This is a genomic window from Rhodanobacter sp. K2T2 (assembly GCF_013408815.1).
Classification (GTDB): Bacteria; Pseudomonadota; Gammaproteobacteria; order Xanthomonadales; family Rhodanobacteraceae; genus Rhodanobacter.
Genome location: NZ_JACCCA010000002.1, coordinates 233,210 through 251,054 on the forward strand (window position 1 = coordinate 233,210; position 17,845 = coordinate 251,054).

General features: G+C 63.6%; 18 protein-coding genes and 1 riboswitch. Of the genes, 11 read left to right on the top strand and 7 right to left on the bottom strand.

The features are described from left to right. Window positions 1–10: 10 nt before the first annotated feature. The 6 genes from HDE78_RS04480 to HDE78_RS04505 all read right to left on the bottom strand — a co-directional run bounded on the left by HDE78_RS04480 (window position 11) and on the right by HDE78_RS04505 (window position 7,718). Window positions 11–1,978: a Gldg family protein gene (locus tag HDE78_RS04480; protein ID WP_179477328.1), complete on the bottom strand. Its 1,968-nt coding sequence runs from the start codon at window positions 1,976–1,978 to the stop codon at window positions 11–13. A 3-nt stretch (window positions 1,979–1,981) separates the two neighbouring features. Further along, the gene (locus HDE78_RS04485; RefSeq protein WP_179477329.1) at window positions 1,982–2,716 is read right to left on the bottom strand and encodes an ABC transporter permease subunit; all 735 of its coding nucleotides are present in this window, start codon (window positions 2,714–2,716) and stop codon (window positions 1,982–1,984) included. Next, window positions 2,713–3,672, bottom strand: a complete 960-nt coding sequence (locus tag HDE78_RS04490; protein ID WP_179477330.1) for an ABC transporter ATP-binding protein — start codon at window positions 3,670–3,672, stop codon at window positions 2,713–2,715. Before HDE78_RS04490 ends, HDE78_RS04485 begins: the two co-directional genes overlap by 4 nt. 235 nt (window positions 3,673–3,907) lie before the next feature. Then, window positions 3,908–5,260: a polyketide cyclase gene (locus HDE78_RS04495; RefSeq protein WP_179477331.1), complete on the bottom strand. Its 1,353-nt coding sequence runs from the start codon at window positions 5,258–5,260 to the stop codon at window positions 3,908–3,910. Between the two features lie 438 nt (window positions 5,261–5,698). Continuing rightward, window positions 5,699–6,340: a response regulator transcription factor gene (locus HDE78_RS04500; RefSeq protein WP_179477332.1), complete on the bottom strand. Its 642-nt coding sequence runs from the start codon at window positions 6,338–6,340 to the stop codon at window positions 5,699–5,701. 154 nt (window positions 6,341–6,494) lie between these two features. Then, window positions 6,495–7,718, bottom strand: coding sequence for a sensor histidine kinase (locus HDE78_RS04505; protein WP_179477333.1), 1,224 nt, complete (start codon window positions 7,716–7,718; stop codon window positions 6,495–6,497). A 215-nt stretch (window positions 7,719–7,933) separates the two neighbouring features. Here HDE78_RS04505 and HDE78_RS04510 point away from each other — a divergent pair, with 215 nt between their 5' ends. From HDE78_RS04510 to HDE78_RS04535, 6 genes are all read left to right on the top strand, one after another. Further along, a complete protein-coding gene (locus HDE78_RS04510; protein WP_179477334.1) occupies window positions 7,934–8,560 on the top strand; it encodes a GNAT family N-acetyltransferase in 627 nt (208 codons plus the stop codon). Continuing rightward, window positions 8,560–9,354, top strand: a complete 795-nt coding sequence (gene minC, locus HDE78_RS04515) for a septum site-determining protein MinC (protein WP_179477335.1) — start codon at window positions 8,560–8,562, stop codon at window positions 9,352–9,354. The genes HDE78_RS04510 and minC overlap by 1 nt, the downstream gene beginning before the upstream one ends. Window positions 9,355–9,427: 73 nt before the next feature. After that, window positions 9,428–10,243, top strand: coding sequence for a septum site-determining protein MinD (gene minD / locus HDE78_RS04520; protein ID WP_179477336.1), 816 nt, complete (start codon window positions 9,428–9,430; stop codon window positions 10,241–10,243). Window positions 10,244–10,248: 5 nt separating this feature from the next. After that, a complete protein-coding gene (minE, locus tag HDE78_RS04525) occupies window positions 10,249–10,533 on the top strand; it encodes a cell division topological specificity factor MinE (RefSeq protein WP_179477337.1) in 285 nt (94 codons plus the stop codon). 56 nt (window positions 10,534–10,589) lie between these two features. After that, a complete protein-coding gene (locus tag HDE78_RS04530) occupies window positions 10,590–11,105 on the top strand; it encodes a hypothetical protein (protein ID WP_255457626.1) in 516 nt (171 codons plus the stop codon). Between the two features lie 110 nt (window positions 11,106–11,215). Then, complete coding sequence (locus HDE78_RS04535; RefSeq protein ID WP_218862029.1) at window positions 11,216–12,997, top strand: DUF885 domain-containing protein; 1,782 nt, start codon at window positions 11,216–11,218, stop codon at window positions 12,995–12,997. Window positions 12,998–13,051: 54 nt separating this feature from the next. Here HDE78_RS04535 and HDE78_RS04540 read toward each other — a convergent pair whose 3' ends face one another. Then, window positions 13,052–14,320, bottom strand: coding sequence for a multidrug effflux MFS transporter (locus HDE78_RS04540; protein WP_179477339.1), 1,269 nt, complete (start codon window positions 14,318–14,320; stop codon window positions 13,052–13,054). Window positions 14,321–14,433: 113 nt separating this feature from the next. Next, window positions 14,434–14,556: riboswitch (Fluoride riboswitch) on the top strand. A gap of 73 nt (window positions 14,557–14,629) precedes the next feature. On the opposite strand from HDE78_RS04540, the gene crcB reads away from it, so the two are divergent. From crcB to HDE78_RS04565, 5 genes are all read left to right on the top strand, one after another. Further along, complete coding sequence (gene crcB, locus HDE78_RS04545) at window positions 14,630–15,016, top strand: fluoride efflux transporter CrcB (protein WP_179477340.1); 387 nt, start codon at window positions 14,630–14,632, stop codon at window positions 15,014–15,016. 17 nt (window positions 15,017–15,033) lie between these two features. After that, the gene (locus HDE78_RS04550) at window positions 15,034–15,372 is read left to right on the top strand and encodes a DUF190 domain-containing protein (RefSeq protein ID WP_179477341.1); all 339 of its coding nucleotides are present in this window, start codon (window positions 15,034–15,036) and stop codon (window positions 15,370–15,372) included. 70 nt (window positions 15,373–15,442) lie between these two features. After that, window positions 15,443–16,561 carry a cyclopropane fatty acyl phospholipid synthase gene (gene cfa / locus HDE78_RS04555; RefSeq protein ID WP_179477342.1) on the top strand — a complete coding sequence of 373 codons (1,119 nt, stop codon included), beginning with the start codon at window positions 15,443–15,445 and terminating at the stop codon, window positions 16,559–16,561. An 87-nt stretch (window positions 16,562–16,648) separates the two neighbouring features. Then, on the top strand, window positions 16,649–17,380 hold the full coding sequence (locus tag HDE78_RS04560) for a DUF4386 domain-containing protein (RefSeq protein WP_218862030.1): 732 nt from the start codon (window positions 16,649–16,651) through the stop codon (window positions 17,378–17,380). Beyond that, on the top strand, window positions 17,377–17,826 hold the full coding sequence (locus tag HDE78_RS04565) for a DUF6326 family protein (RefSeq protein ID WP_179477343.1): 450 nt from the start codon (window positions 17,377–17,379) through the stop codon (window positions 17,824–17,826). The genes HDE78_RS04560 and HDE78_RS04565 overlap by 4 nt, the downstream gene beginning before the upstream one ends. The last annotated feature ends 19 nt before the right edge of the window (window positions 17,827–17,845 follow it).

Genomic DNA, 17,845 nt, shown 5'->3' on the forward strand with positions numbered 1-17,845 from the left:
GTCGGCGCCATCAGCGGCGCTCGCGACTGCGCCGGGATCGACGCCAGCCGTATAGCAGTCCAAACGCAATCACCAGTATCGGCACCAGCACGATATTGATGAACTTCAGGCGGAAGCCCAGCCGGTCGATCTCCGCGTTGAGCTGGTGCTGCACGTCGCGCAGCTCCTTGTTGATGGCCAGCTGACGCTGCCGGAACTGCTCGATCTCGCGCCGCTGCTCGGTACTGGCGGTGCTGGGCTGGCTGCTCTTGGCCGGCTGCAGCTCTTCCAGGCGGCGACGCGTCTCGGCCAGCTGCTGTTCCAGCTCGTGCTCTTTCTGCAGAAACTTCTGATCGGCCACGTTGCGCAGCGCCTGCACGCGGGTGAACGGCCGCTGCGAGGTCGAACGCCCGCGTATCGAAAGCAGCGCCGACGATCCGCTGAGATTGTCGACCAGGTTGGTGACGAAATCGCCGTTGTTGGCGAACACCCTCAGCATCGTTTGACCCAGAATATTCTGCGGCTCGACCCACAGCCGGTCGCTCAGCATGTCGGTATCGGCCACCAACACCACCTCGGCATTTGGCACGGACACCGAAAGATGCCCCGCCTTACCGGCGCGTTCGGGAAACGCCGAATCGAACGGGCCGCGCAGCCGCGCCGCCAGTACGTAGTGCGCATTGTCCGGCTTGTAGCCCTGCAGCAGCTGGGTCGGATCGTTGCTTGCCGCCATCACCCGCTGGGTCGACACCAGTTCGGCTTCGGCGCTGCTCTGGAACAGCGGAATCAGGCGCGTGCGCGCATTCGGCGCCAGATCGAAATGACCGGCATTGGATACGTTGATGCGCTGCAGGCTGGCGGTAATGACATCGTTGCGGTTGAGCTCCTGCGAGCCCAGCCCGAGCATGGCCGGATGATTGAAGCTATTGCCGCCCTGCTCGATCGACAGCATGCGCGCGCGGTCCAGCACGACCTTTGTCGGATCGAAAAGCACACCCCACGCAGCGAACAGGCGCGGCAGATCCGAGCTCTGATCGGGCTGGCCGCCGCCAACCAAGCTGGATGCATCGGTGCCGGTGTCAAGTTCGGCGTCAGGATCCACAAAAACCGCCAGATGCCCGCCGCGGAGCACGTACTGGTCGATCGCATACTGCGCGTCGGCCGACAGGTGGCGCGGCTGGATCAGCAGCAATACCTTGATCTTTTCATCGACCTGCTTAAGCTTGTCCGCATCCAGTCTTTTGACATCGAACAGCTGCCCGAGCTGCTGCAGCACCGCCCACGGCTGCTCGCCCAGTACGGGGTTACCGTCGATCGGCAGCAAGCTGATCACGCCGATCTCCGGCTTGCTGGTCTGGTTCAGCTCATACAGCAGCTTGGCCACGTCGTATTCGAGAAACGCCTCGCGGGCCGGATCGAAAAACGGGATCGACAACGCCCGCTCCACCGGCCGATCTTCGGTTGCATCGCCATCCGCTGCCGCGGCATCTGCAGGCGCGCCGTCGTTGGTGGCGGCCACCGCGGTGCCGGCGAGGCCGAAAAACATCCGCTCGCCGTTGGTGCCGCCGCTGGCCGCGGTGAGGCCACTGCCTTCCGCGCTGGCCTCGTCGTCGGAGTAAGGCACCGGGTCGACGATCTGCAGCTGTATACGCCCGTGCGAACGCGCCACCATTTCCTGCAGCATTTCGCTGACGCGCTGCTCGTAGCTGCGCAGCTGCGGCAGATCGCGTGCCGCGTGGTCGGAAAAATACAGGGTGATTTTCAGCGGGCGCTGCAGCGTATCGATGATGTGCAGCGTGCCAGGGGTGAGGGTGTACAGCTGGTCGGTGGTGAGATCGATGCGCGAGGCGCGCAGCCAGCGGCTGGTCGTGACGATCAGCGATGCAAAAATCAGCATCAGCACGATCAGCAGGCCGTACAACACGGTGCGCCGACTCGGCCGCGGCAGTGTCGAAAACGCATGGCGCAAACGCTGGCGAATGGAGGGCGATTCGACCATGGCTCAGCGCGTCCGCTTCAGGTCGAGCAGCAGCACGCCGGCGATCAGCCAGCCGATCATGCTGATCAGGAAATACAGCAGGTCGCGCACATCGAGCACGCCGCGCGAGATCGCATCGAAATGCTGCAGCATGCTCAGATGCGCGATGGCGTGCACCAGCTTGCGCGGCAGCGCGCCCTGAAAAAAGTCCAGCACCTGCGGCTGCCCGGCCAGTATCAACAGTACGCAGACCAGCGCGGTGAGGATGAACGCCACCACCTGGCTGCGCGTCAGCGCCGACAGGCAGGCGCCGATGGCAATGAAGGTACCAGCCATCAGCCAGCTGCCCAGATAGCCGGCGGCGATCACGCCGTTGTCGGGGGCGCCCAGATAATCGACGGTGATCCAGATCGGAAAAGTCAGCCCCAGCGCCAGCCCGATAAATAGCCACGCCGCCAGAAACTTGCCCAGCATGGCCTGCCACAATGTCAACGGCAGGGTCAGCAACAGCTCCAGCGTGCCGCCCTTGGCTTCCTCCGCCCACATGCGCATGGTGATCGCCGGTACCAGGATCAGGTATAGCCACGGATGCATCACAAAGAACGGCTGCAGATCGGCCTGTTCGCGCTCGTAGAAGTCGCCGGCGTAGAAGGTGAGCGTGCCCGCCAGCACCAGAAAAATCACCAGAAACACGTACGCTACGGGCGTGACGAAATAGCTGCGCAGCTCGCGCCGCATCACGGCGGTGATCGGACTCATGCGTTCACTCCGGCTACCGCGTCGCGTGCGCCGTCGGTTTCCTGCGTGGTGATCTGACGGAACACTTCATCCAGGCGGCCACGCTCCAGCTGGATCTCCGACACCTCCAGACCCTGCTCGCGCAGCAGCCTTTCCACCGGCTCCAGAATGCGTTCGCCGACTTTGGGAAACACCGTGATGCGCCCATCCAGCGGATCGACCTCGATCGAGGCCACCTGCGGCAGGCGGCCAAGCATTTCCTGCGACATGCCGCTGCCCGGTGCACTGAACGACACCGCGCCGTGATAGCGCGAGCGCTGCTCCAGCTCAGCCGGCGTGGCGTCAGCCAGCAGCTTGCCGCGGGCGATGATCACCACGCGATTGCACAGCGCATGCACTTCTTCCAGCAGATGCGTGGAAATCAGAATCGTGCGCTCGCGCGCCATCGTGTCGATCAGCTGACGCACCGCATGCTTCTGATTCGGGTCGAGGCCGTCGGTGGGCTCGTCCAGCATCAGCACCGGCGGATCGTGCAGGATCGCCTGGGCCAGACCCACGCGCCGCCGCAGGCCTTTGGACAACGTATCGATGCACAGCCCGAGTACGTCCTCCAACTGCAGCCGCTGCACTACCTCGTCAAACCGTCGGTACGCGGCATCCGCCTTCAGTCCGCGCATGCGCACGATGAACTGCAGGAACTCGCGCACCGTCATTTCGCCATAGCTTGGCGCACCTTCGGGCAGATAGCCGAGCGCGCGCTTGGCCTTCAGCGGCTCGCGAGCCACGTCGTAGCCGCACACGCGGGCGATGCCCGAGGTGGGAATCAGGAAGCCGGCAATCATGCGCATGGCGGTGGACTTGCCGGCGCCATTGGGACCGAGCAGGCCCAGCACCTGGCCGGGCTCGACGCGAATGCTCAGCGCATCGACGGCGGTCAAGTGGCCATAGCATCGGGTGAGCTGGTCGGTTTCGATCATATCCGCGAAAAAAGAGGTGCTAAGCGAATCATCGCATGCCCGTGATAACGATCAGCGGCGCGCCATGAGCCGCTTCAACGCCGCCGGATTCAATCATGGCCACGGCCATGTGGCGTAAGAGGCCTCAGCATCGGACCGCGTTGCCGGCGGCCAGCCAATCCCCGATAGGCCCGTCGATAAAAACAAAAGGCTCTCCCTGAGCGGAAGAGCCTTTCGATGATCGACCGCGGCGGCCTTACTTGCCGACGCTGGCTGCCTGCGCGGGAGCGGCGGCGGTGCCGGCAGCAGCCGGAGCGGCGGCAGCCGGGGAGTCGCTATCCGGCGACGGCGGCTGCATGCCGGCTTCCTGCTCCGGCGTCTGCTGCGGCGCGTTGGTCACCGGCAGGTAGACCTCGTACTTGGCATAGGTGGTGACGTTACCGCCGGCGTCCTTCACTTCAGGCGTGACCAGGATGTCGTACGAACGATTGACGACGTCGTCGAACTTGTAGCCGTGGGTCTGCGCGTACGCCTTCAGCATGTCGCGCACCTGCGGCACGCCAGCGAAGGTGCCGTTCCACACGCCCTTCAGCGCGGAGCCGCCGAACGCCAGTTCGGCGCGCACGTTGCCGTCGATCACGAGGCGACCGAAGCGGTCGCGGCTGCCGGGAGCGGCGTTGTCCGTAGCCGGCGCCGCGGCCGTGCTCGATGCGGCCGGCGCGTCCAGCGAAGGTGTCGTGGCGGCGGTGAGCTGCTGGCTCTGGCCGGCGACGGTCAGCGTACTGGAGTCGATCGCCATCGCAATGTCGAAGGTAAATGTCTCATCGCCGTAGTTGGTGGTGATCAGCACGCGCGGGCCGGTGACGTTGACGCCGAGCTTCTTGGCCGCGGCCTGAATCTGGCCGATGGCCTTCTTGGTGGCGTCATCCAGGCCGTCCAGACCGTCCTTGCGGGCAATCTGGGTGGAAACGAGCAGCACAGGCGCCTGTTGGGTCTGCGCAATGAACGGAATCAGCTTGCTGTAGTCGATGTTCGGCACCGCCGCCAGCACGTTCTGCAGGTTGTTCAGACTGAACTGGATGAACGAGTCGGGATCGCCGTGGATGTAGAGGTTGGCCATGCGGTTGATCAGGTTCCAACCGTACTTCACGTCGTACGACCACTTCACGTCGGTCAGCTGGCCACGGTTGCCCTGGCGGTGCAGATCGAGGGTGAAGTGCTTGTCCAGACCGCGCCAGCTGTTGTCGACGTTCCAGACAATGGACGCGTCCTTGGTGTTGCTGTCGATCTTGTCGAAGTTCGGGGTGGCACTGGCAATGGTCAGGCCGCCGTTGCCGACTTTCGGATCGGCGCTCTCCCAGCTGACTTCCGAACCGGGGCCATAGGCCTTGCCGGAGAACTTGAACTCCATCTGCGGATCGTAGGTGTGCAGCACCGAGTAATCCGGGAAGCGGTGGAAGTTGTCGAGCACGTCGTAGACCTGACGCATGTCCTTGCCGATAACCAGCGAGCGGTCGATATGACCACTGCCTGGCATGACCACCGCAGCCAGCACACCGAGTACGGCGACGATGACCAGGGCTACAAGAAATTCAAGGGCGCGCATCATTCCAGAGTTCTCCGAGCGTCTCTACGCCATACCTAACTAAAGAGGGGTTGCCGGCTGTAGCACCCGTTGGGCCACAGTGACGACGAGGTCCGGCACATGCCGAGCTTACGGATGTTACTTGCTCGCGCGCTTGAACGCCACGACGTTTTCCCGGGCTCGACGAAACGCGCAAACCCAGCTGCAGCGCCCGTGCCCACCTCGTCGACCCAGCGCAAATTTCGTCGCGTCGCAACAAAATCCCGGTCAAAAGCGGAGCTGTTCGCCGACGCAAAAACTTAGAGCCTGTTCAAACGTCTCCGCGTAGCCCGCGCCGGGAGCTGTTTGCACGCAGGCCAAGGAAGAACGAGGGAGTGGACGTCCGTCCACGACCGAGTCATGACGCCGGATGGCGGGCAAACAGCTCCCGGCGCGAGCTACGTGGAGACTTTGAACAGGCTCTTAGACGATGCCCAGTTCCAGCGCCTTCAGCACCGCGCGGGTGCGGTCGCGCACGCCCAGCTTTGAAAGGATGTTGGAGACGTGGTTCTTGACCGTGCCTTCGGCCACTTTCAGCGAGTTGGCGATTTCCTTGTTGCTGTAGCCACCGGACAGCAGGCGCAGAATCTCGGTCTCGCGCTCGGTCAGCGGATCGGGCTGCTCCAGGCTGGTGAACTGGTTATGCATGCGCGACACGCCGGCCATCAGCCGCTGCGTCACCATCGGCGCCACCAGCGAGCCGCCGCCGGCCACCGTGCGCACCGCCTCGACCAGTTGTTCCAGCGACACATCCTTCAGCAGATAACCGCGCGCGCCGGCCTTGAGCCCCTGCAGCACCAGCTGATCGTCGTCGAAGGTGGTCAGGATGATCGTGGGCGGCAGCTCGTTACGCGCCGACAGCGCCTGCAGCACCTCGAGCCCGCTCATATTGGGCATACGCAGATCCAGCAGTACCACGTCGGGCTTGATACGCGGAATATCCACTACCGCCTGGGCGCCGTCGGCGCACTCGGCAATCACCCGAATATCTTCGGAAAGATCGAGCAGCGAACGCACGCCTTGGCGCACCAGATTCTGGTCGTCGACGAGACAAACGGAAATCATCGCGAATCCTCGGACAAACGTTTCAGACAGTCATGAGCTCGGCGAACGCAGCCCGCCATACAACGAGTGGACCGATGCTCGATAGACGCAACGCGTGCGGCGACCCTGCCCCAGCCGACAGTACCCATTCTTGCACGACCACCGAGGCCGGCGGTCACGACACGCTCAACGCCGGCTGCTCGAAGCGGGTCGGCGCGTGCGCCAGCGCGCTGTGCTCGCCCAGCGGCAGCCGTATGGTCAGCGCGAAACCCTGGCTCATGCCGGTTTCCAGAGTCAGACTGCCGCCGAATTCGGCCAGCCTCTCGCGCATGCCCGAAAGGCCGTTGCCCGGCTCGATCTGCTCGGCGCCACGACCGTCGTCGCGCGCATGCAGCCCGAGCAAGCTAGCATCGGCGTAGGCAAAATTGAGCCACAGGTTGCGCGCGGCGGCGTGCTTGGCGGCATTGGTGATGATTTCCTGGGCACAGCGCAGCAGCACCTGCGCGCGCCGGGGGTCTTCCATGCTGAAACGCGGCGGCATGGCGACGTGGATACTCAGGCCCGGCACGCCGTCGGTGAGGCTGCGCAGCGCCTGGGTCAGATCGATGGCATCGTCCTGGCGCAGCTCGCTGACCGCCTCGCGCACGTCGGCCAGCAGATGCTTGGCCGTGCTCTGCGCCTTGCGTACATGCGCACCGGCCGCCTCGTTGCTGAGGTGGCTGGCCACTTCCAGATTCAGGCTCAGCGCGGTGAGGTGGTGCCCGATAAGATCGTGCAGGTCGCGGGCGATGCGCATGCGCTCGGCGATGCGGCTGGATTCGGCCAGCAGCGCGCGGGTGGCGCGCAGCTCGGAATTGAGCCGCCGCTGCACGTCGCGCTGCTCCGCCTGCTGGCTGGCCACGGTGGAAGTGACGAACACCAAGACCGAAATACCTAAATAGATGCTCGCCTGCAGCAGGCTCAGCGCGATGCTGTGGTCGTATTCGGGAAAGGTGACGAAGATCGCCACCAGGCTCAGCTGCTGCAGCACCAGCCAGGACACGCCCAGCCAGAACGGCAGCAGCCAGGGCAGCACCAGCGAGGCCACCACCATCAGCATCGCCGACAGGCCGCTGTGGCTGTACCAGCCCACCGCCACCGCCACCGCCGTCATCAGGGTCAGGCCGAGCAGTTTCAGCACGGGATGCCGACGCGAGCCGAGGTTGCTGGTGAGCAGCCAGTACATCAGCCCGAAGACGAGATAGCACAGTGTCCACAGCAGCAGCGCAAAATTCGGCCGCTGCAGCTGATTCAGCCGCTCGGTCGCCCAGTTCGTGATCAGCGGCGTACCCACCGACAGATAGGTAAAAAAACCCGCGTAGCGAAGCAGTCGGGTGTGGTTGAAAAGAGGCCAGCGCATGCCGGCATCATTGGACGTGATGCGGTTTTGCGCAATGCGCAAAAAGTCATGCCCGAGCACGTAAAATATCACCGCATCACGACGCGAGAAGCGCCCCCCTTGCCGGATCGCTGCCGCGGCGCGGGATGTAAGGCCCGCATCCGCATGCCATAATGGCGGCTTGCACGAGGCGCGGAACCGACCTCGTTATCGACCCCATCATTGCGGAGCAACGCATGGCTCTTGCCATCCGCGACGTGCACGAGCACGATCTGGACGCCGTACTGGCACTCAACAACACCGCCGGTCGCTCCATCCTCGCCCTGGACGCCAGCCGCCTGCGCTACTTCCACGATCACGCCGAATATTTCCGCGTGGCGGAGATCGACGGCAACCTGGCTGGCTTCGTTATCGCCCTGCGCGAAGGCGGTGATTACGAAAGCACCAACTACCGCTGGTTCGCCGCGCATTACCCGCAGTTCGTCTATATCGACCGCATCGTCATCGCCAACGCCTACCGTCGCCACGGCCTGGGCCGCATCTTCTATTCCGACGTCAACAGCTACGCCGAAGTGCGCGTGCCGCTGATGACCTGCGAAGTGTTTCTGGAGCCGCGCGACGACGTGGTCGTGCTGTTCCACGGCACCTACGGTTTTCAGGAAGTCGGCCAGCAGCGCATGGGCGAGGACGGTCCGCAGGTCAGCTTGCTGGCCAAGGACCTGCCCAGTTACACCTATGTGCGCGAAACCTGGCTCGACCACGGCGGCCTGCCCGACGTGCCGTGGCTGGCCGAAAGCCCGCGCCTGATGTCCCCCATCGATCTTTCACACCTTGCCAAATCATCGTCCGGAGAGCCCCGCTGATGAACGCCAAAGCGGAAACGTCCGACGCCTGCGACCTGCGTTTCGGTCAGGTCGGCATAGCCTGCGTGCGCGTGCGCCGCGTCGATGCGGCTGCCCTGTGCGAGGAGCTGGAGCGCCGAGTTCGGGCCGCGCCGGCGATGTTCGCGCGCGCCGCCGTGGTCCTTGACCTCAGCCACCTGCTCAATCTGCCCGACGACGGCGCTGTCGACGCCCTGCTCGAAGCCGTGCGCACTGCCGGCATGCTGCCGGTCGGCCTGGCTTACGGCACCAGCGAGACCGAAGCGCTGGCCAAACGCATGGGCCTGCCACTGATCGCCAAATTTCGCGCAGCCTACGAACCGGCCGCAGGCAGCCCGGCGCCGGCTGACGAGCCGGCACCCAGCGGCAAGGCGAAATCGCGAGAGTCCGCCCCGGCCGAACCGGATCTGCGCGAGCCGATTCTGTCGGCGTCGGCCGCCGGCACGTCGATCGGCGCCCAGCATCACCTGGGCGCGGTACGCTCCGGCCAGCAGATTTACGCGCGCGACCGCGACCTGATCGTCACCGGTGCGGTCGCCAACGGCGCCGAGGTCATCGCCGACGGCCATATCCACATCTACGGCAGTCTGCGCGGCCGCGCCATGGCCGGCGCGCAGGGCGACGAGAAAGCACGCATCTACATCTCGGACTTTCGTGCCGAGCTGGTGGCGATTGCCGGGCAATATCGGGTCTTTGAACAAATTCCTGACGACCTCAAGGGCCAGTCCGTGCAATGCTGGCTCGACGGTGAAAAGCTGCTGATCGCCAAACTGTGACAAACCGGGTGCGATGCCCCGACCGCAAACTAACGCCAACAACAAACTATAAAAATATTCCGGAGATGAGCCATTGACTGCTGAGATTATCGTCGTCACTTCCGGCAAAGGCGGCGTCGGCAAGACGACCACCAGCGCCTCCCTCGCCACCGGCCTGGCCATGGCGGGCAAGAAAGTCGCCGTCATCGACTTCGACGTCGGCCTGCGCAACCTCGACCTGATCATGGGCTGCGAGCGGCGCGTGGTGTACGACTTCGTCAACGTCGTGCACGGCGAAGCCACGCTCAAGCAGTCGCTGATCAAGGACAAGCGCCACGAAAACCTGTTCGTGCTGGCCGCCAGCCAGACCCGCGACAAGGACGCGCTGACCCAGGAAGGCGTCGAGAAGGTGCTCGAAGGCCTGTCCGAAGACGGCTTCGACTACGTCGTGTGCGACTCCCCGGCAGGCATCGAAAAGGGCGCGCATCTGGCGATGTATTTCGCCGATCACGCGGTGGTGGTGGTCAACCCGGAAGTATCCTCGGTGCGCGACTCCGACCGTATCCTCGGCCTGCTCGCCAGCAAGACGCGTCGTGCCGAGCGCGGCGAAAAGCCGGTGACCCAGCACCTGCTGCTGACCCGCTACAACCCGGCCCGCGTCGCCATCGGCGAGATGCTCAGCGTCAAGGACGTGGAGGAGATTCTCGGCATCAGCGTGGTCGGCGTGATTCCGGAATCGGAAAACGTGCTGACCGCGTCGAACAACGGCATTCCGGTGATCGTGGACTCCAACTCGCTGGCCGGCCAGGCCTATAGCGACACGGTAGCGCGCATCCTTGGCGAAGAGCGGCCGCTGCGCTTTATCGACGTGCCGAAGAAAGGCTTTCTCCAGCGCGTATTCGGAGGTTGATCACGATGGGCATTCTGGATTTCCTGAAGCGCAAGGGCGAACCCACCGCCAACGTGGCCCGCGAACGTCTGCGCATCATCGTGGCGCAGGAACGCTCCAACCGCGGTGCGCCCGACTATCTGCCGATGATGCGTAGCGAGCTGCTCGAGGTGATCAAGAAATACGTCCACGTCGATATCGAGGCGATCAGCATCAAGCTGGAGCAGGACAGCGGCCACGAAATTCTCGAGCTTTCCGTGGCGTTGCCGGACGGCAAGGCGCCGGCGAAGAGCGACACGGCGGCCGGCTGAACCCACGCGTTGCCGGAGCGCGGATATCCGGCCAGCGGTCTGATCTGAAAAACCTCATGCATCCTCAAATTCATGCCAGCCCGTCGACGGGCCAGCTGATCGAAGGCGATCCGGCCAATACTGTACTGCGGCTGGGTCAGCTTGGCTTCGACGCGCCCGCGGCCCTGCTCGCCAGCTTTGGCCTGACGCTTGAACGCGTGGCCGACGGCACGCCGATCCCCGGCAGCTTCTGGGGCGACGAGGAAGCCGGCATCATCGGCACCACGGTCTATGCCCGCGACGACACGCCAGTGCACTCGCTGCTGCACGAAGCGGGACATCTGATCGTCTTACCTCCCGAAAGACGTCCAGACGTCCATACCGACGCCACCGATTCGATCGAGGAAGAAGACGCCACCTGCTATCTGCAGATCGTGCTGGCCGACCGCCTGCCCGGCGTCGGGCGTGAACGACTGATGGCCGATATGGATGCATGGGGCTACTCATTCCGGCTGGGCTCGACGCGCGCGTGGTTCGAACACGATGCGGGCAACGCGCGCGATTTTCTCGCCGAACGCGGCCTACCCTGCTGAGCAACAGCCTCGGCAACCGTCGGAATACAAAAGGCGACCCGCGAGCTGCTAATGTTGGACGCTGATTTTGTCACTGCGCTGATTAGCGCATTTGTCCGGGGAAAGAAATGATGAACAGACTTTCGTACGCGCTCGTCGGCGCGCTTGCCGTCGCGGCCTTTGGAAATAGCGTCGCGGCAGCGCAGACCACGCCCGCCGCGGCATTGTCCTCGGCGGCCGCCGACCAGGCGTTCACTCGTCTGTCCGACAGCTATTTCGATAGTTACTACTTTCCCACCAACCCGACCATGGCCACCGCAGACGGCCTGCACGACTTCGACACCAAGCTGGAGGATTATTCGCGCGCTGGCGTCGACGCCAATATCAAAACGCTGCAGCAGTGGCAGGCGAAAGTGGCTGCGGTGGACGCCTCGAAACTCGGCGAGCGCGTGCGCGGCGACCGCGAGCTGGTGTTGAACAATATCCGCAGCACCCTGCTGACGCTGCGAACGATAAAACCGTGGCAGAAAAATCCGGACGTCTATTCCAGCGGCATCACCAATAGCGCCTTTACCCTGATGGAGCGCAAGTTCGCGTCACCGCAGACGCGCCTGCGCGATCTGGTGGCGCGTGAAAAGCTGATGCCGGCGGTACTCGCCGAAGCGCGAAAAAATCTGGACAACCCGCCGCCGATCTACACCCAGATCGCGCTGCAGCAGTTGCCCGGCCTGGTGCAGTTCTTCCAGAAAGACGTGCCATCGGCCTTCACCGACGTCAGCGACTCGGCGCTGAAAAAACAGTTCGCCGACAGCAATGCCGCAGTGATCCAGTCGCTGCAGGATTATCAAAGCTGGCTGAAGACCGACTTGCTGCCACGCTCGCACGGCGACTTCCGCATTGGCGCTGCGGCGTTCCGCGACAAGCTCAAGTACGACGAGATGGTCGACATCCCGTTGGATCAGCTACTCGCCATCGACATGGCCAATATGAAACAGAACCAGCAGGCGTTCGCCGACGTCGCCAAGCAGCTCGACCCCAGCAAGACGCCGCAGCAGGTGCTGGCCGAGCTGGGCTCGGACTATCCGGCCGCGGACAAGATCCTCGATACTTTCCGCGGCACGTTCGACAAGCTGATCGGCTTTATCGAGCTCAAGCAGATCATCACCATTCCCTCCGACGTGCGCCCGATCGTGGAGGAAACCCCGCCCTTCATGCGCGCGACGACCTTCGCCTCGATGGACACGCCCGGACCGTACGAAACCGTGGCCAAGGAAGCCTATTTCAACGTCACCCTGCCCGAGCCCGACTGGAGCGCGCAGCGTACGAAGGAGTTCATGGCGCAGTTCAGCTATCCGGTGATCTCTGCCGTCGCCACGCACGAGGCCTATCCGGGCCACTACATCCAGTTTCTGTGGATGCACAAGTTGGACGACCGCACGCGCAAGCTGCTGGGCGCCACCACCAACGTGGAAGGCTGGGCACATTACTGCGAACAGATGATGCTCGATGAAGGCCTGGCCGCGTATGTCTATCCGAACGACAAGCGTCAGCAGCTGCTGTTGCGCCTGGGCCAGTTGCAGGATGCGCTGCTGCGCAACGCCCGCTTCGTCGTCGGCATCAAGCTGCATACCGGCCAGATGACGATGGATCAGGCGGTCGATTTCTTCGTCAAGCAGGGCTACCAGTCGCGCGCCGTCGGCGAAGTGGAAACCAAGCGCGGTACCTCCGATCCGACGTATCTCTACTACACCCTGGGCAAGCTGCAGATCCTGAAGCTGCGCCAGGATGTAGCCGCCAAAGAAGGCAAGAACTTCAACCTGCAGCAGTTCCACGACCGCTTCATGCAGCAGGGTTTCGCGCCGATCGCCATCGTACGCGAGGCGATGCTGCACGACACGTCGCCGACGCTCTGACGTTCGCCATTGTGCCGGACGTAGGGCCGGACTTCCGCCCCGCGCGCCGGTCGCTTACATCGGCTCGGCGATTTCCGCCTGCAGGGTGACGCTGGCGTCCGCGGTCGCCAGCGGCGGTCCGGCCAAACGTCTGCTGATGCTTCCATACCACCACCACGACAGCATGCCGGCGACGCTCAGCGTCGATGCCCCCAAGGCCAGCGGCAGCATGCTGCCGGAGAGCATCGGCGAGAGCACGCCGGCTACAACGCTGCAAAGTATCAGGCTGGCAAAGGCCTGCACCGACGAAATGCCGCCGCGCTGGCTCGAAAAGCGGTCCAGCAACAGCAGGGTCAGGGTCGGAAACGCCAGCTGCACGCCGATGCCTTCCAGGGTCAGTGGCAGCATCGACCACGGCAGTTTTGGCGCAGGGAACACCAGCGCAAACGTGAGATGCAATGCGCACGCCGACAGCATCGCGGCATAGCCCAGGTTGACCGTAAAACGCGCGCTGCGCCGTTCGGCCATGCGCCCCGACAGCCAGGCGCCACCGACCAGCCCGAAGACCACCGGCATGAACAGCCAGGGGAATCCCGCCGCCGAAAGATGCAGCAGCTCGCGCACGATGCGCGGCGCCGACGAAATGTACAGAAACAGCGCGGCGAAATTGACCGAACTGGAAATCAGCAGCGGCCAGAACGCGCGATCGCGGCTGAAGGAGGCGTAGCCGGCCAGCAACGTCTTGGGCGAAAACGACGTGCGCCGCGAGGGCGGATGGGTCTCTTCCAGCAGCAGCAACAGCGCCAGCGACAGCAGCGCCGTAAACACGGTCAGCACCCAGAAGATGCCATGCCAGCCGTCGAAAGTCAGCAGCAGGGCGCCGATCATCGGCGCGATCACCGGCGCCACGCCGAAAATCATCATCACCCGCGACATCAGCCGCTGCGCGTCGGCGCCTTCGAGGCTGTCACGGATGAGCGCGCGTCCCACCACCAGTCCCGCGCCGGCGCACATGCCCTGCAGGCCGCGACAGGCCAGCAGCATGGGAAACGATGTGGACATCGCCGCGCCGGCCGAGGCGAACGCATACACCAGCATGCCGGTAGCGATCACCGGCTTGCGGCCGATCGCGTCGGAAATGGCGCCGTGAAACAGGCTCATCGACGCGTACATGACCAGATACACGCTGATCAGCTGCTGCAGCGCTGCATCATTCACCCGGAAATGCGCGCCGATCAGCGGAAAGGCCGGAAACACCGCGTCGATCGAGAATGGGCCGATCATCGACAGCGCGGCAAGCAGCCACGGCAGGCTACGTCGCACGGTGCGATGGGTAGAGTTCATGGCGAAAGGGGCCGCGCGCAGGGAAAGCAGCGCCCAGTATATCGAGCCCTGGCGGCCAACTCGCTTGACGAGGCGCTGCCCAAATCGACTAGGATAAGGAACGGATCAAGGCATCGATCCCGGGAGATGGCATACCTCCCGTTCTGGTCCGCCTCGGGCAGCGGCAGAACGAACCACCTCACGCCCGATCCTTGGCGAACAAGGGCAGCGACGAGGTTGATGATGCCTGCACCACCGGTTTCCGGCGGCGCAGGCGTGCCTGTGATCGCAGCAACCGGACACTTTGGCTTTTTTGTCAGGAGACGCGTCATGGGGTTCACCGGATTTGTTGCAGTCGGCGTGGGCGGCGCCCTCGGCTGCTGGCTGCGCTGGGTTCTGGGCAGCTTTCTCAATCAGCTATTCCCCACCTTGCCGCCCGGCACGCTGGCGGCGAATCTTATCGGCGCCCTGATCATGGGCTGCATGCTGGGCGTACTCGATCAATTCCAGGCGCTGCCAATCGCCGTGCGGCTGTTCGTGATGACCGGATTTCTGGGCGGCCTGACCACCTTTTCCACCTTTTCGGCCGAAGCCACGACGCTGCTGCTGCGCCAGCAGTATTTCTGGTTCGGCACCCACATCGCAGTACACCTGATCGGTTCGCTGAGCATGACCGTGCTGGGCCTCACGCTCACCCGCAGCCTGCTGCGTCATTGACCCCGGAGATCGCCACCATGAACCCGAAGCCGTTGCAGCAAGGCGTACACCTTTACTTCTACTGCCACGCGCACACCAGACACCGCGGCATGCTGCTGACCGAATGGCTGCTGGAACAGGCCAGGCAAAACAACCTGGGCGGCGGCTCGGTCTTCCGCGCCATCGCCGGCTTCGGCCGCAACGGCGTACTGCACGAGGAGCAGTTTTTCGAACTGGCCGACGACCTGCCGGTGAAAGTCGAATTTCTGCTCGGCGAGGCACAGGCCGACGCCCTGGTGCAGTTGGTCAGCGAGGCCGGTGTCGACGCGGTCTATGCGCGATCACCTGCAAGCTTTGCCATGCTCGGCAACACATAAGCGGCTCGACAGCACGCCCATTGTCTTGCCGTAACCTCCACCACCACACCCAGACTCCATTGAGGAACGCATGAGTCAGGACACCCTCAAAGAACGCGCCAGCGCCCTGCTCGAACTGGCCGATATCCGGCTCAACGGCAATCGCCCCACCGATCTGCGCGTCCACGACGAACGTCTCTACGCCCGCGTGTTCGCGCACGGATCGCTGGGACTGGGCGAGTCGTACATGGACGGCTGGTGGGATGCCGATGATCTGCCGGCGCTCTGCACCCGCCTGCTGACGGCCGGGCTGGATCAGGAACTCAAGACACTCGACACCCTGCTGGCACATCTGAAGGCACGCTTCCTCAATCTGCAGCGCGGCGAGCGCGCGTTCGAGGTCGGCAAGGTGCACTACGACCTCGGCAACGATCTGTTCCACGCCATGCTGGGCAAGCGGATGGTCTACTCCTGCGGCTACTGGGCGGCCAGCGACAATCTCGATGACGCGCAGGCCGCCAAGCTCGACCTGATCTGCCGCAAGCTGCAGCTCAAGCCAGGCCAATGCGTACTCGACATCGGCTGCGGCTGGGGTGAGGCACTGAAGTACGCCGCGGAGCATTACGGCGTCGCTGGCGTCGGCGTCACCATTTCGCAGGAACAGGCCGAGTACGCGCGCCAGCTGTGTGCCGGCCTGCCGGTGGAGATTCGCCTGCAGGACTACCGCCAGGTCGACGAACGCTACGACGCGGTGTACTCGATCGGCATGTTCGAACACGTCGGCCGCCGAAACTACCGCACCTACTTCGAGACCGTGCGCCGCTGCCTGAAAGACGATGGCCTGTCGTTGCTGCACACCATCGGCAGCAACGGCGCGCCGGCACAAACCGATCCGTGGATCGAAAAATACATTTTTCCCAATTCGATGATTCCGGCCGCCAGCGAAGTCAGCGCCGCGCTGGAGGATCTTTTCGTCGTCGAGGACTGGCACAACTTCGGCACCGATTACGACCGCACACTGACGGCCTGGCGCGACAATATCGAAGTCGCGTGGCCCACCCTGCCGACCAGCTACGACGAACGCTTCCGCCGCATGTGGCGCTATTACCTGGCCGTATCCGCCGCGGTATTCCGCAGCCGCCGCGATCAGCTGTGGCAACTCACGCTGAGCCCGCACGGGGTGGTCGGTGGCTATCGGGTACCGCGCTGAAAGACTGTGCGCGTGACTTGAGGCACATCCGGGCGTGCACTCAATCACCTAACCTCGTGTCGTCATCGGGACAGGGAGGAGGCGGACGTGGCATCAGACAAGCGCATCGCGCGGGCCGCGGGCCTGCTGTACCTGATTGTTGTGATAGCCGGCATGTTCAGCCTGGTCTATGTGCCCTCGCATATCGACACGCATACCGATGCGCAGACTACGGCCGCCCACATCACTGCCTCGGCATCGCTGTTTCGCTGGGGCGCGCTGAGCGAGTTGCTCATGGTGCTGGCGTTCCTGCTGCTGCCCTTTGCCCTTTACCGACTGCTGCATTCGGTGAACAGAAACGCCGCGGTAATGATGGTGGTACTGGTTGCCGTGAGCGTGCCGATCTCGATCATCAATGTGATGCACAAGCTGGATGTCCTGTCGCTGCTCGGCGGCGGTGCGATGTCGCAGATACTCTCCGGCGAGCAGTTGAATGCGGCCGTGATGATGCATCTCCTGGCCTACCGCAACGGCATGCTCGTCTCTGAAATTTTCTCGGGGCTATGGCTGCTGCCATTCGGTTATCTGGTCTTCCGCTCGACCTTTCTTCCACGGACTCTCGGTGCATTGCTGATACTGGGCGGCGTCGGCTACCTCATCGACTTCTGCGCAAGCCTTCTGCTGCCCGGCTACGGCAAAACCACGCTCGCCGATTTCATCCTGATCCCGGCGAGCGTCGGAGAAATCGGTATCTGCCTGTGGCTGATCATCATCGGCACCAAGCAGCGAGCACGCCAGCAGATCTATCCGGTCACGAGCCAACAACGGAGAAGCGCATGAATCGTCGCGCAGGCAGCGGCACACTGGAAGATTTTCAGGTGCCGGTAAAAGTGAAGCTCTCCGCACTGTGGACGGCCGTGATGTTCTGCTACGTATACGGCGACTATTTCGGCCTTTACGTACCGGGACAGCTGCAAGGCATGCTGGCGGGAAAGATGGTGCCGCTCGGTCCAACGACGCAGGGCGTGCTGCTTGGAACCAGCATCATGCTGGCCATACCTGGCGTGATGGTGTTCCTGTCGCTGGCGTTGAAGCCCGCCGTGAGTCGCTGGGCCAATCTCGCCATGGGTACGCTCTATACGCTCATCATGCTCGCTACGATGCCCGGCGCCTGGACGTTTTATATTTTCTTCGGCGTCGTCGAGGTGATGCTCACCACGCTGGTCGTCTGGCACGCGTGGCGCTGGCCTCGACAGATCCCGAAGTTCTCGCCATCAGGGGATTGAGTTCGCCCACTGCTTGCAA